Genomic DNA, 12,669 nt, shown 5'->3' with positions numbered 1-12,669 from the left:
TTAATGGTTCGATTCACATTACTTTCAGCGATATGGTAATTTGCCGCTAATTCCAGTTGAGTACTATAGTTGCGTAAGTAATTGAGAGTTAATAACAACTGATCCTCTATATCTAAAGTATGAGGTCGACCTGATTTCTTTTTGAGTGATTCTGCTATTTCTAGAACCTCTACCATCTCAGTAAAAACTTGTCGAGGTACGCCAACTAAGCGTTTGAATTCAGAATCTGAAAAACGGTTTAATTTCTGATATCTCATGAAATTTATATGGAGGTGATTTTTACTTTCGCAAGAGGTCTATTGTTGCACTATATTATATTAGGAGGACATATAAAAAAGATAAAAGAAAGGAGCATATAGATGACTTTGATAGAAAATTTTTTATTTTGCTAGAGAGTTTCATAAATTCTGAGAGAAATACTAATAACTATAGTATTGTGAAAGATATTAAAAATTTAAATCTTATAAATGCAAAATATGAATTAATGAATCATTCACTATTTTCTGATGAATCAATTCGGGATTTATATTTAATTCTTATTTTAGTTAATAGTAAGTCTGAAGTTTTTAAAAATGATGATCTTTTGTTTTATATCGGAGTTATAAAATCAAAGATATCTAATGATTTTTTATTGATATTAGTTGTCTATTGTTATCAATTAAAAGATGAAAATAATGATGAAAGTAATTTTAAGAAGTTATTAGAAAAATTTGAGATTTTTGAAAAAGTATCTGTATTAACTAATGATAAACAGTTTTTTTTTCCATTAATATGTGCATATTCTTATTATAATAAAAATGCATTTCTAGGTAACATATGGTTAAATAATAATCCTTTTTTAAATAGAATTTATAGTTATGATAGTTCTGATATTATCTTGCCTTTTATCAATTATTTAATGGGTAAGAATATAAAGAATAAAAAAAATTATGATCGAATATATGTTAATAATAATTTTGATAACGGATTTGAAATTATTTTTAGATCTCAGAATTTTAGAGGATATGAATATTTTTGTATAACTGCTTATGAACGAGAAGGACGTTTTTTTATTGATGATCATTTGGCTGAAAATATTAATATTAAAAAATCGGGTGGTCATTGCTTTTTATATTTAGAATTAAAATATTCTAAAGATTTTGAAGACTTTAATATTGAACGTAGTGAGATAACTATTCGCATACATGAGGATAATAATGAATTGATATTGGAAGTTGATGAGCCAGAAATATTAATTGATAGCGAATACTACATGTGACGTGGTAAATTAATTGTTCAGCAATCATTATATATATTTCGATGCCTAAACAATCCCGTTTCCTCTGTATTGGTGGTTTCCTAAACGGAACCCAAATTAAAGACCAAGGTGACAGCTTTATCTGCGTCGAAAAAGGTAAAAACGTCACCTACAGCAAAAAAGAAATCTTCCATCCTGATTCATGGGATCACGATTACTACGTTTGTGAAACTACAACAGACCAACAAGCCCGTAATTGGGTCTATGACATCAAACCTAAATAAACGCCTTATCCAATACTCAAATCTTAAAAAATTTGAGTATTTTTTTAACGTATAAAAATGCTACCACACAGACAAGGTAACATTTCTCTAGCTGACTTCCGCATTAAATCTATATAAAAATCAATATAAATAACTATAGAAGTGGTTCATATATGAATTATGAGTTAGATGCATTCTTGACCATTGTAGCAGCTGTATTGGTGTTGCTGGTGGGCTTTACGGTGGTCAATAAAATAAGCATTTTAAAGCGCTACAATATTCCAGAACCAGTGGCAGGTGGTTTAGTGGCTGCAGTCATCACCTATATTCTGTTTAAATTTTTTAATCTGACGGTCAGTTTTGATGCCAATATTCAGCAAGTTTTTATGCTGATGTTTTTTACCTCTGTAGGTTTAAGTGCCAGTTTAGTCAAACTTAAAGAGGGCGGTAAAGCCCTGATTTTATTTTTAGGCTGCGTAATTGCATATGTGCTGGTACAAAACGTGGTTGGTATTAGCTTAGCAACCTTGTTAGGTTTAGATCCATTGATTGGTCTGATTACAGGTTCAGTGACGCTAACCGGTGGGCATGGCACAGCAGGTGCTTGGGGAAGCATTTTTGAACAAGAGTACGGCATACAAGGCGCAGTAGTGTTAGGCATGGCCAGTGCTACCTTTGGATTGGTGATTGGCGGCATGATGGGTGGGCCAGTGGCTAAATTTTTAATCCGTCGTTACCAATTGGCTGAAGAAATCTCACCCAGTCACCCACAAACCGATATTCCACCGGCTGCACAAACCGCACCATTTGAGTATCCACAAAAAACCCGTTTAATTACAGCTAATGATGCGGTGAAAACTTTAGGCATGTTTGCATTATGCATTAGCTTTGCCTATTTCATGACGACGATTGCCAAAGGACAATGGTTTGAATTGCCTAGTTTTGTGTGGGCCTTGATGTGCGGGGTGATTCTTCGTAACGTACTTGAACATGGCCTTAAAGTGGAAATGTTTGACCGTTGTATTGATGTATTTGGCAATGCTTCATTGGCGCTGTTTCTTGCCATGGCACTTATGTCTCTACAGCTTTGGTTATTGGCAGATTTGGCCGGACCTTTAGTGCTTATTTTGGTGGTACAGACACTGGTTTTAGCTCTATATATGTATTTAGTGACTTTTAGAGTGATGGGTAAAAGTTATGATGCAGCAGTGTTGTGTGCAGGACAGTGTGGCGTAAACTTAGGGGCAACCCCAACTGCCATTGCCAATATTCAAGCAGTCACCAATAGCTATGGCCCTTCGCATAAAGCCTTTCTTATTATTCCGCTTACTGGGGCATTTTTTATTGATATTGTGAATGCGATTGTCATTCAGTTTACTCTAAGTATATTGGGTTAAGCTGAAACGAAAGCGCTTTTGCCTGCTGTAGTGTTAATTTTAGACATGAAAAAGCCCCATGGTTAGGGGCTAGTCGTATACAGATCTAAGCTGCATACTGTAAGAGGCTCATCTCATACTGCGCGCATTAAAACATAAGCTTTGCTAAAAGGCGAGCTTAAATTGCCAATAGCTCAATATCTGCATGCTGCACAATGCTATCTGCAGTTAAATTGTACAGTTCATCTAAAAAAGCCACATTAAATGAACCGACACTTTGTGATTTGGCAAAAGCTAGCTTGCCAGCAATGGCAAAATGCACATGTGCGGCCAGCGCAGCAATAGTCGGTGTAGTGACAGCTGCATAAGCCGCAATGAGTGCACCTAAAGCACAGCCTGTAGCGGTAACTTTGGGTTGTAAATAAGAGCCACCATTGACTTGAATCACGCAGTTTAAGGCTTTAGACAAAATAAAATCAGATTCGCCAGAAATGGCAATACATTGACTATGTGCCAACAAGACTGTGGCTTGCTGATAGACTTCGACACTGCTTAAAGTGCTATCCACGCCTTTACTGGCCGTTTGTTGACCTGCTAAAGCACTGATTTCTGAACCATTGCCGCGAATAATCGTGGGTTGATACGCAAGTAATTCATCAACAATTTTAGAGCGCCAAGCCAATACTGCGCCATAACCCACTGGGTCAAGTACCCACGGTTTATTTAAATCATGCGCAGTTTTAGCTGCAAAGCGCATCGCTGCTACTTGTTGCTCGGTCGGGGTGCCTAAATTAATATTTAAAGCCCCTGCAATAGTCATAAAACTTTCGGCTTCATAGGGGTTGTCAATTAAAGCAGGTGATGCACCGCAAGCCAAAACCACGTTAGCGGCATAATTGGCAGCCACGCTATTGCTTATATAGTGCACTAGCGGTTGCTGTTGTTGCACACTTTGCCAAGCAGCCACCACCTCTTGCAGTAATTGCTGTTTATCGATTTTTGTTTTTTCTAGATCAGTCATTCAAAGCTCAATTATTGGGTAAAGTAATGGTCTTGATGCTTGCATTTACGGCAAGTGAGCGTGACATAATCTTCGGCATCATAATCGACGCTCAGTTCATTCGAGCCGCAGTGCATACAGCGTTTTTCAGCATAGAATTTTAATCGCGGTTCAATTTTTTTCCATGAGCGCCACATCGGTTGGACAAAAATGCTCTCGTCATAGCCTAAAAAGCGGAAAAATAGAATATTGCTCATACGGCTTAACGGCAAATTGGGCGGACGGGGTAAGGTTGAGGTTTCCCAGCATTCACGAATAGCACGTTCACGATATTGCTGTAAGGTTTTTTTCAGCATATTGGTATTAATAAAATTGTCGTTACGCGTTTGTAAAATCTGCTGTTTATATAAATATTCCAGCGCGGTTTGCACCAAATAGTAAATTTGCCCCACGGCAAGACTATCCATTAATCGGTAGCAAAACATTTGAAAACTATGATTGCCAGCAAATTGAATGCCCCAAGTGCGACAATACATTTGGGTAAATTGAATAATATCTTGATAGAGCAATAAGTAAATCGCGTCTTTTACTTCTTCGCTATTTTTAAATGGAATCCCTAAGGATAAATTCTGATAAAACCAATGACGGAGTTGCTGAGTCACACTAAATAAGCTTGGTTCAGAATACCCATCTAAACGCAGATTTAAATAATAGCGCTCGCTGTCAGTATTGGCATCGGGATCTACTAAAATATGCTGTTTGACCAAATGTTTAACAATGGCATTTTGAAATAAGAAATTGGGGCTAATATTTTGAAATTTAATTTCATCCCAATGAATATATTCATCATGTTTGGTATGTTCTTGTACCTGTGGATCGAGCACGGCCAGCAAAAATAGTTTTTCTATAAATTTAAGTTGATGTAATTCGAGTTCAACCACATCTTTACGCCGACCTTGGCTTTTACGGGTTTCTTGCAAACGGGTGGCGCGCATGGCTTTTTTACGTTCGCCTAAGCAACTGTCACAATGGCAGCTATGCTGTGGCTCTTGAAACAGGCGATGTTGACAATGGCTACATTCATGAAAATTAAGATCTTGGTCAAATTGTTCGGCATCAATCCAATACATGGCTGCCTGACACAACGGGCAAAAGGCGCTGTCGTCCAAACTTTTACGTAAAATATTTAAACTCATCAGTCGCAAACGCATAAGAACTTAAGCCAATTATACACAGATTTTAACGTGTACTGCGCTGCCAAGCGGCACACTCCACTCAATTGCCTGAGTATAATTTAAACATGACTTTGATCTAATGCAGGATTGTTTATCCACTACACGATTGTGCCGCAATTTTTACACAAGCAATTGAAAACCCTGTAAAGCAACCCATATAAAAACTTAGACATAAAACCCACACAGCGCGTAGCACTTGACGTATCATCGAGTAAAAGCACATAAAAATCTGTAGATAGGATGAAGATTATATGAATATTGCGGCAAATCCAGTGGTCGAAGCAGACCAAACGATCTATTTAAAAGACTACCAAAAACCAAGCTTTTTAGTCGATTCAGTCGATCTAAATATTCAGGTGTTTGCCGAACATACTAGAGTCACTGCTAAGCTGATGATGCAACGTCAAACGGCGGGCGATTTAGTACTGCTTGGACGTGATTTAACTTTAGAATCGGTTTGTGTAAACGGTACAGCATTGACTTCTGATGCCTATCAACTCGATGCAGAACAACTGGTGATTAGCAATGCACCCGATCAAGCTTTGATTGAAACGGTGGTGTTGATTCATCCTGAAAGTAATACCCAGCTTGAAGGTTTATACCAAGCAGCAGCAGATTTATTTGTCACACAAAATGAACCTGAAGGTTTTCGTAAAATCACGTTTTATCCAGACCGTCCTGATGTATTGTCAGTCTTTACCACGCGTGTGGAAGCAGATAAAAAATTCCCTGTATTGCTTGCCAATGGTAACTTAATTGAAAAGGGTGAAGTTGGTGAGAATCGTCACTTTGCCACATGGCAAGATCCAACCAAAAAACCGGCTTATTTATTTGCTTGTGTGATTGGTGATTTGGCGGTTTTAAAAGATCGTTATGTGACTTCTGAAGGCCGTGATGTGGCTTTAGAAATTTATGCCGAAGAAAAAGACATTCCAAAATGTCATATTGCTATGCAAGCGCTTAAGCATTCGATGCGTTGGGATGAAGAGCATTATGGTCGTCCTTATGATTTAGACAATTATATGATTGTGGCAACCTCTGCGTTTAATATGGGGGCCATGGAAAATAAAGGTCTGAATATCTTTAATACCTCATGTGTTTTGGCAGATGAAGAATTTACCACCGATGCTGCGATTATGCGTGTGCAATCGGTGATTGCGCATGAATATTTCCATAACTGGACCGGTAACCGGATTACCTGCCGCGATTGGTTCCAGTTGTGTTTAAAAGAGGGTTTAACGGTATTCCGTGATCAGTCTTTCTCAGAAGATTTACAATCAGCTGCGGTACAACGTATTGATGATGTGGCCGTATTAAAAGCGCACCAATTCCCTGAAGATTCAGGGCCATTGTCACACCCACCACGTCCAGATCATTTTGTAGAAATTAATAACTTCTATACCGCAACTGTGTATGAAAAAGGTGCGGAGATTAACCGCATGATGGCAACGCTTTTGGGCAAAGAAAAATTTCGTGCCGGCACAGATGAATACTTTAAACGTCATGACGGTCAAGCGGTGACGGTTGAAGATTGGGTAGCAGCATTGACTGCGGGTTCAGGCGTTGATTTATCTGCATTCTTGACCTGGTATAACCAACCGGGTACACCAAAGCTTGAAGCCAAAGGTGAGTATAATGCAGACGCACAAACCTATACCTTACGTTTTAAACAAAGCTTAAAAGCACATGCTAAATATCCAAATTTAAAAGCAGTGCCAATTCCTGTGGCATTGGCACTCTTTGATGCCGCAACAGGTGAACAACTGACCTTAAATTCTGACGCATTATTTGAAAATGGCGTCAAAGATGGCGTGTATTTATTTGATAGAGATGAAGCAACCATCGAATTTAAAGCGGTGACAGCAGAACCTGTGGTGTCTTTACTACGTAATTTCTCTGCGCCGGTCAATCTCGAATTTAACTATTCAGATCAAGACCTAGCGTTCTTATTACAGTATGAAACCAACGGTTTTAACCAATGGCAAGCGACCCAAACCTTGCTTGAACGTATTTTATTAAATGGTCATGACGCCAGCATCTACATTCAAGCCATGCAAAACAGCATTCCACAGGTGATTGCTAAAGACCCACTGTTGGCATCCCGTTTATTTGATGTACCAAGTGAAGGCTATTTAGGTAGTCGCATTGATCATGATTACAACCCAGCTATAGTACAAGAACAACGTGAAGCGTTATTGAATACTTTAGCGCGTGAGTTGGGTGCATTCTGTAAAGACACCTATTTAAGCTTAGATCCAGCGCAGCAACATGATTTTTCGCAAGCCATGGGTACGCGTGCGCTCAAAAATATTATGCTGAGCTTCATGGCACGCCAAGGTGACGAGGCGGTCTTTAGCCTTGCCGAACAGCAATATCAAAATACTCATAACATGTCTGAGCGTTTAGGCGCGTTAAAAGTCTTGGTATGGAATGATGCACCACAAGCCAAGGCTGCCTTAGAAGATTTCTATACACGCTTTAAAGATGAAGCCTTGTCGATGGATCAATGGTTTATGATTCAAGCTGCACATCCGAAAGCCACAGCAGACACCATTGCTTATTTAACCGAACATCCTGATTATGATTTGGCGGTACCCAATCGTATTCGCGCGGTATCGGGTGGCTTAAACAGTAATCCTGTGAATACTTGGAGTTTTGGTGTAGCGCATTTTGTCAATTTGGCTAAATACTTAGATGAGAAAAACCCGATTGTGGGTTCACGCTTATTACAAGTATTATCACGTTGGTATACCTTAGCCGAACCACAGCGCAGCCAAGTGCAAGCGGAACTTGAAGCACTCAAACCTTTGGTAAAATCTAAGAACGTGACTGAAACTTTAAACAGTATGCTCAGCGTTTAATCGCTTAAAGCGAAGAAGCCCGTTTTTAAACGGGCTTTTTTTATGCTATGTTGCTTAAAAATTAATATAAAAATGAGCAAGATATGTTGCATAAAATTAAATTAATTCTCGCTAATCCTGCCAAAAGCTTATGGGTACATCCAACCCTTGGTGCTGTGTTTGCAGTCGTCTTTTCTTTAATTGCCAAATTAGGCGTGTATTTGTTTGCAAGTGATGCAGTACCCAATATTTCAGTGGATACCTTATCCGATTTACTCAATATTATTGCTTCGAGTATGTTGGCTGTCACCACATTTTCTTTATCTATTATGGTGTCGGCCTTGGCATCGAGTTCAAACAGTGCCACACCACGTGCGCGTTTGCTAATTATGGCAGATGGGACTGCGCGTATTGCGATTGCTTCTTTTATTGCCGCGTTTATTTATTCTGTGATTGCAAAAATTGCTTTGAGTTTAGAATACTACGGGGTACAAGGGCGTTTTATTTTATTTATTAGTACCATTTTAGTGCTGATGTATATCATCTTTACTCTGATTCGTTGGGTACATACTTTATCGCAACTGGGTTCTTTAGGGGATGCTATTCAGCGTATTGAAGATGTAGCAACCAGCAGTTTAGCGCGTTATCGGGCCCAGCCCAATTTAGGCGCAATCCATGCAGGACCCACAAGGCAAGCTGATTTTGAAGTGCTGAGTCCAGTTACCGCATATATTTGTGATATTGACTTACAGACACTAAACCACATTGCAGCTGAGCAACAACTACATGTGCATATTGCCGCACGTCCGGGTAAATTTGTGGCCCTCCAACAAACGATTTTACAGGTCTATCGTGTTAATCCATTAGATCAGGACAGTATGCATAAGCTGCAACAACAGCTGATGGCATGTGTGCTATTAGAACAAAACCGTCGTTATGAACAAGACCCACGCTTAGGTTTATTGGTCATGAGTGAGGTAGGGCAACGTGCTATGTCAGCCTCAATTAATGATCCTGCCACCGCGATTAGCGTTTTAAATGCTTTAACGCGAGTGATCCTTGATACCCAAGCTTTAGAAGAAGAATTGCCAGAATTTGAGCATTTAAGTATTGTGCCTTTGGATGAAGCGGAATGGATTGACAGTGTTTTTGCTCCGATTGCACGTGATTCGGTCAATAATTTAGAAATCAATCAGCGCTTAATCAAGTGTTTGGCTTTAATTGCCCAATATGCACCCGAAGTCGGTTTACAACAAGCGGCAGCAGTTCAAGCTCAAGAAATACTAGAGCGCGCTTTAGCACATTTAAGCCTAAAGCTAGACCAACAATGTTTGCAGCAATGTTTTGATGAGGCATTTCAAAAGATCCCCTGACTAGACAGGGGATCTTGGCTTTAGGCTTTGACAATCAAGACGGGAATGGGAGATTGGGTCAGCACATTGTGTGCCACACTCCCGAGCATGAGTTTTTGAAAACCTTGGCGCCCATGTGAGCCCATCATAATTAAATCGGCGCCAACTTCATCGGCCACATGAATAATGCCTTCAGATGGTGAGACGCCGCGAATTAATTTAACCTGAACACGAAGATTGTCATTTGCTAAGCTGGCTTGAATTTCATTGAGCCGATTTTGGGCATTACTTTCTGCTTGCATAAAGTAGTCAGTAATGGCAGGTGCGACTTTATAAAAATCCACACCCACAAAAGGGTCGACCGCAATCACGCTCATAATAGTGATTTGTGCATTTAAATCCAGCGCTAAAAGTTTAGCCTGTTCGACGGCAGCATAAGAGATCGGAGATTCATCCATGGCCACCAAAATATGTTGATAGGATTGGCTCATCACGGCCTCTTACGCTTTAATCACAAGTACAGGTAACTCAGAGCTTGCCAATACATCTTGAGCAAAGCTACCTAAGAAGAATTTTTGGAAGCCTTTACGCCCATGTGAGCCCATGACAATTAAATCAGCTTGTAATTCATGGGCACTGGCCACAATGCCTTCTGCTGATACGGCACCTTTGACAATTTTAGATTCGGCGTTGGCACCGATGTCAGCAGCAAGGTTGAGTGCCTCAGCTAAGGCTTTTTTTGCATTGGCTTCTGCTTCAATAAAATATTCTTTCATAATGGCCGCAGAATAATAAAAATCTACGCCTGTAAAAGGATCTTCGGCAATTAAGCTAATTAAAGTCAGCTTGGCATGAAAAGCTTGAGCAATTTGAGCGGCATGTTTGACAGCAGAAAAAGAAATTTCAGAACCATCCACAGGGACTAAAATATGTTGGTAAGACATGGAATTGCTCCTGATACATTTATCGTTATTGGGTATAATTTATACATAGCATATTGTGGATATATATACAATAAAAGAGCTAAAAATATTTGTAAATTCAGTGTATTAGCTTATTTTTAAATTGGAGAAATCCAACTAAAATAATCAAATTTTAAACCCTTAATATTGCAGTGTTTTTATGCTTTAATGGCGCTATAAAAGCTAAAAAAGTCTACTCCATTGATGATGAAAATATACGCTCAGGCATTGGCGCTAGCAGTGGGCTTGACTCTAGCGGGTTGTCAAAGTCCGCAATCGAGTCAAGTGATTGCCAAAGCCTTTAATGTGACCACTAAAATGCAGCAAGGTTTAATGGATCGTGGTGCACCACAAGATGTACTGGTTAAACATAATATTGCTTATCAGGTTCAGCCGGATTTACATCTTGATCTGTATCAAGCAAAGCATGTCTATGCACAAGCTGCAAAGCCGACGATTGTGTGGATTCATGGGGGTGGCTGGATTTCTGGTTCTAAACAACATGCACGTGGATATTTTAAGCGCTTAGCGGCAGCGGGTTATAATGTGATTGCTGTGGAGTACCAATTGGCACCGCGCTATATTTATCCCACGCAATTACAACAAATTGATCAAGCTTTAGAATTTATCCGCCAAAATGCGGTGAGTTTACATGTAGATGCAACGCAGTTGTATTTGGCCGGCGATTCGGCCGGAGCCAATTTGGCCAGTCATTATGCAGCATTGCTCAGCAATTCTGACTTTGCTCAAGCTGCTCAGCTAAAACTAAAAACACCGCGTAGTGATGTAAAAGGCTTGATTTTGCACTGTGGTATTTATGACTTAAATGCCTTTGTGGATACAGCACCCGATGAAATACGCGTGGTGGAATGGGGCGTGTATCAATTGGTGGAGGCTTATACCGGGCAAAAGCGCCGTGATCGGGATTTTTTAAAACAATTGTCTCCAATTGAGCATCTCACAGCCGATTATCCGCCTGTATTGATCAGTGGCGGCAATAAAGACTTTTTAACCAAGAGCCAATCGCTACCTTTTGTCAGGGCACTAGAGGCAAAAAATATTGCGGTAGATGCGGTATTTTATCCAGATTCAAAAGAATGGTTGTTACATGAATATCAATTCTTTTTAAATCAACATGCTAGCCAAGCTACATTTAAAAAGACCTTGGCGTTTATCAACACCTATAGCCCATAAAAAAGCAGCTTAAGCTGCTTTTTTATGATTTAAAATTGTAGTGACCACTAAACCTAATAATAAACCCCAAAAGGCAGCACCAATATTTAAAAATTGTATGCCTGATGCGCTCATTAAAAAGGTAATTAGGGCCGCTTCGCGATGCTCAGGTTCACTAAAAGCCAGCGTAATGTTGTGGCTGATGGTACCCAATAGCGCACTACCTGCAATGGCGCTAATGAGTAAGCTTGGAAAGCTCAGTAGGGCTTGCGTTAAAGTGGCAGCAAAAATCCCCACAATGATATAACACAGCCCTGAACTCATCCCAGCAATATAGCGCCGCTTTGGATCAGGATGTGCTTGGTCGTCAAGGCTAATGGCTGCGCTAATGGCCGCAGTATTTACAGAGAAACAGCCAAAAGGTGCCAAAAGGGTTTGCACGGTTCCTGTCCAACCAATCAGATGTTTGACATGTGGTTGATAGCCATAAGCTTGAATAATGGCAATACCAGGTAAATATTGTGATGCCATATTAATCACCAATAAGGGCAACGCTAAGCCTAAGATTGCTGCCAGATTAAACTCAGGTGCCATCCACACTGGGCTAGTGATGCTCCAATGCAGTGGAGCAAGATCAAATGGCATAAACAATGCACATGTCATCATGGCAGCTAAGACCGTTACGACAATACTATAACGCGGCATCAGTCGTTTACTAATGACATAAATGGCCAGTAACCCTAAAATGAATCCGAGATTGTCATTTAAACTGCTAAAGAGTTGTACGCCAAATTTAAGCAAAACGCCGCCTAGCATGGCAGCGGTTAGAGTGCTGGGAATAAAAGCCAAAAGACGGCCAAAAATGCCAGAAAATCCTAAAATAGCAGTTAATACACCACAGACGATAAAGGCACCGATCGCCTCCGCTAAACTATAACCAGAAGCCGTGGCCAAAATCATGGCTAGACCCGCAGTTGACCATGAGGTCGCAACAGGATATTTAAACTTCCATGACAACAATAATCCAGACAGCCCAATACCCAAACATAAAGCCCAAAACCATGAGCTAATTTGGGCTTGGTTAGCACCTAATAGTTGTGCAGTTTGAATGACCAATACAGCCGATACGCTAATGCCCACCAAACAAGTAATAAAGCCTGCAAAGGCAGCAGGCACAGAAAAATCACGCAGTAAATGATGCATAGAGAATATAAAGATGCTTAAGTTTTAA

Annotated in this window: 12 protein-coding genes; 6 read left to right on the top strand and 6 right to left on the bottom strand. The window is 39.9% G+C overall.

Annotated elements, in window-relative coordinates; all coding sequences use genetic code 11:
- Positions 1-257, bottom strand: a 257-nt coding sequence (locus tag AC5YCD_RS09125; protein ID WP_496129742.1) for a transposase family protein, incomplete at its 3' end; no start/stop codon positions are given.
- Between the two features lie 179 nt (positions 258-436).
- Between AC5YCD_RS09125 and AC5YCD_RS09120 the strand changes: the two genes are divergently transcribed.
- The 3 genes from AC5YCD_RS09120 (at position 437) to gltS (ending at position 2,897) form a co-directional block, all read left to right on the top strand.
- Positions 437-1,258, top strand: a complete 822-nt coding sequence (locus AC5YCD_RS09120) for a hypothetical protein (RefSeq protein WP_496129741.1) — start codon at positions 437-439, stop codon at positions 1,256-1,258.
- Positions 1,259-1,299: 41 nt separating this feature from the next.
- Positions 1,300-1,521 (top strand): hypothetical protein, encoded by a 222-nt coding sequence (locus AC5YCD_RS09115; protein ID WP_496129740.1) that lies wholly within the window; start codon positions 1,300-1,302, stop codon positions 1,519-1,521.
- A gap of 152 nt (positions 1,522-1,673) precedes the next feature.
- Complete coding sequence (gene gltS, locus AC5YCD_RS09110; protein ID WP_496129739.1) at positions 1,674-2,897, top strand: sodium/glutamate symporter; 1,224 nt, start codon at positions 1,674-1,676, stop codon at positions 2,895-2,897.
- Positions 2,898-3,054: 157 nt separating this feature from the next.
- Here gltS and thiM read toward each other — a convergent pair whose 3' ends face one another.
- Positions 3,055-3,897 carry a hydroxyethylthiazole kinase gene (gene thiM / locus AC5YCD_RS09105; protein WP_496129738.1) on the bottom strand — a complete coding sequence of 281 codons (843 nt, stop codon included), beginning with the start codon at positions 3,895-3,897 and terminating at the stop codon, positions 3,055-3,057.
- An 11-nt stretch (positions 3,898-3,908) separates the two neighbouring features.
- Positions 3,909-5,072: a hypothetical protein gene (locus tag AC5YCD_RS09100; RefSeq protein WP_496129746.1), complete on the bottom strand. Its 1,164-nt coding sequence runs from the start codon at positions 5,070-5,072 to the stop codon at positions 3,909-3,911.
- A 290-nt stretch (positions 5,073-5,362) separates the two neighbouring features.
- Here AC5YCD_RS09100 and pepN point away from each other — a divergent pair, with 290 nt between their 5' ends.
- Both pepN and AC5YCD_RS09090 read left to right on the top strand, forming a co-directional pair.
- Positions 5,363-7,972 (top strand): aminopeptidase N, encoded by a 2,610-nt coding sequence (gene pepN, locus AC5YCD_RS09095; protein ID WP_496129737.1) that lies wholly within the window; start codon positions 5,363-5,365, stop codon positions 7,970-7,972.
- An 83-nt stretch (positions 7,973-8,055) separates the two neighbouring features.
- Positions 8,056-9,324: a DUF2254 domain-containing protein gene (locus AC5YCD_RS09090; protein WP_496129736.1), complete on the top strand. Its 1,269-nt coding sequence runs from the start codon at positions 8,056-8,058 to the stop codon at positions 9,322-9,324.
- A 20-nt stretch (positions 9,325-9,344) separates the two neighbouring features.
- On the opposite strand, the gene AC5YCD_RS09085 is transcribed toward AC5YCD_RS09090, so the two are convergent.
- Together AC5YCD_RS09085 and AC5YCD_RS09080 are read right to left on the bottom strand one after the other, a co-directional pair.
- The gene (locus AC5YCD_RS09085; RefSeq protein ID WP_496129735.1) at positions 9,345-9,794 is read right to left on the bottom strand and encodes a universal stress protein; all 450 of its coding nucleotides are present in this window, start codon (positions 9,792-9,794) and stop codon (positions 9,345-9,347) included.
- 9 nt (positions 9,795-9,803) lie between these two features.
- Positions 9,804-10,247, bottom strand: coding sequence for a universal stress protein (locus tag AC5YCD_RS09080; protein WP_496129734.1), 444 nt, complete (start codon positions 10,245-10,247; stop codon positions 9,804-9,806).
- Positions 10,248-10,472: 225 nt separating this feature from the next.
- Between AC5YCD_RS09080 and AC5YCD_RS09075 the strand changes: the two genes are divergently transcribed.
- Positions 10,473-11,459 (top strand): alpha/beta hydrolase, encoded by a 987-nt coding sequence (locus AC5YCD_RS09075; RefSeq protein WP_496129745.1) that lies wholly within the window; start codon positions 10,473-10,475, stop codon positions 11,457-11,459.
- Positions 11,460-11,468: 9 nt separating this feature from the next.
- On the opposite strand, the gene AC5YCD_RS09070 is transcribed toward AC5YCD_RS09075, so the two are convergent.
- Positions 11,469-12,641, bottom strand: coding sequence for a benzoate/H(+) symporter BenE family transporter (locus tag AC5YCD_RS09070; RefSeq protein ID WP_496129733.1), 1,173 nt, complete (start codon positions 12,639-12,641; stop codon positions 11,469-11,471).
- Between the last annotated feature and the right edge of the window lie 28 nt (positions 12,642-12,669).

Source organism: Acinetobacter sp. CY05, assembly GCF_059515805.1.
Note: the sequence above shows the minus strand (reverse complement) of the source record. Positions and strands in the feature narration are given on the sequence as shown.

What these genes read in the sequence shown, in the direction of transcription:
- gltS (WP_496129739.1), top strand. Translation starts at nt 1,674, where the DNA reads ATGAATTATGAGTTAGATGCATTCTTGACCATTGTAGCAGCTGTATTG.
- pepN (WP_496129737.1), top strand. Translation starts at nt 5,363, where the DNA reads ATGAATATTGCGGCAAATCCAGTGGTCGAAGCAGACCAAACGATCTAT.
- AC5YCD_RS09090 (WP_496129736.1), top strand. Translation starts at nt 8,056, where the DNA reads ATGTTGCATAAAATTAAATTAATTCTCGCTAATCCTGCCAAAAGCTTA.
- AC5YCD_RS09115 (WP_496129740.1), top strand. Translation starts at nt 1,300, where the DNA reads ATGCCTAAACAATCCCGTTTCCTCTGTATTGGTGGTTTCCTAAACGGA.
- thiM (WP_496129738.1), bottom strand. Translation starts at nt 3,897, where the DNA reads ATGACTGATCTAGAAAAAACAAAAATCGATAAACAGCAATTACTGCAA.
- AC5YCD_RS09075 (WP_496129745.1), top strand. Translation starts at nt 10,473, where the DNA reads ATGAAAATATACGCTCAGGCATTGGCGCTAGCAGTGGGCTTGACTCTA.
- AC5YCD_RS09070 (WP_496129733.1), bottom strand. Translation starts at nt 12,641, where the DNA reads ATGCATCATTTACTGCGTGATTTTTCTGTGCCTGCTGCCTTTGCAGGC.
- AC5YCD_RS09100 (WP_496129746.1), bottom strand. Translation starts at nt 5,072, where the DNA reads ATGAGTTTAAATATTTTACGTAAAAGTTTGGACGACAGCGCCTTTTGC.
- AC5YCD_RS09085 (WP_496129735.1), bottom strand. Translation starts at nt 9,794, where the DNA reads ATGAGCCAATCCTATCAACATATTTTGGTGGCCATGGATGAATCTCCG.
- AC5YCD_RS09080 (WP_496129734.1), bottom strand. Translation starts at nt 10,247, where the DNA reads ATGTCTTACCAACATATTTTAGTCCCTGTGGATGGTTCTGAAATTTCT.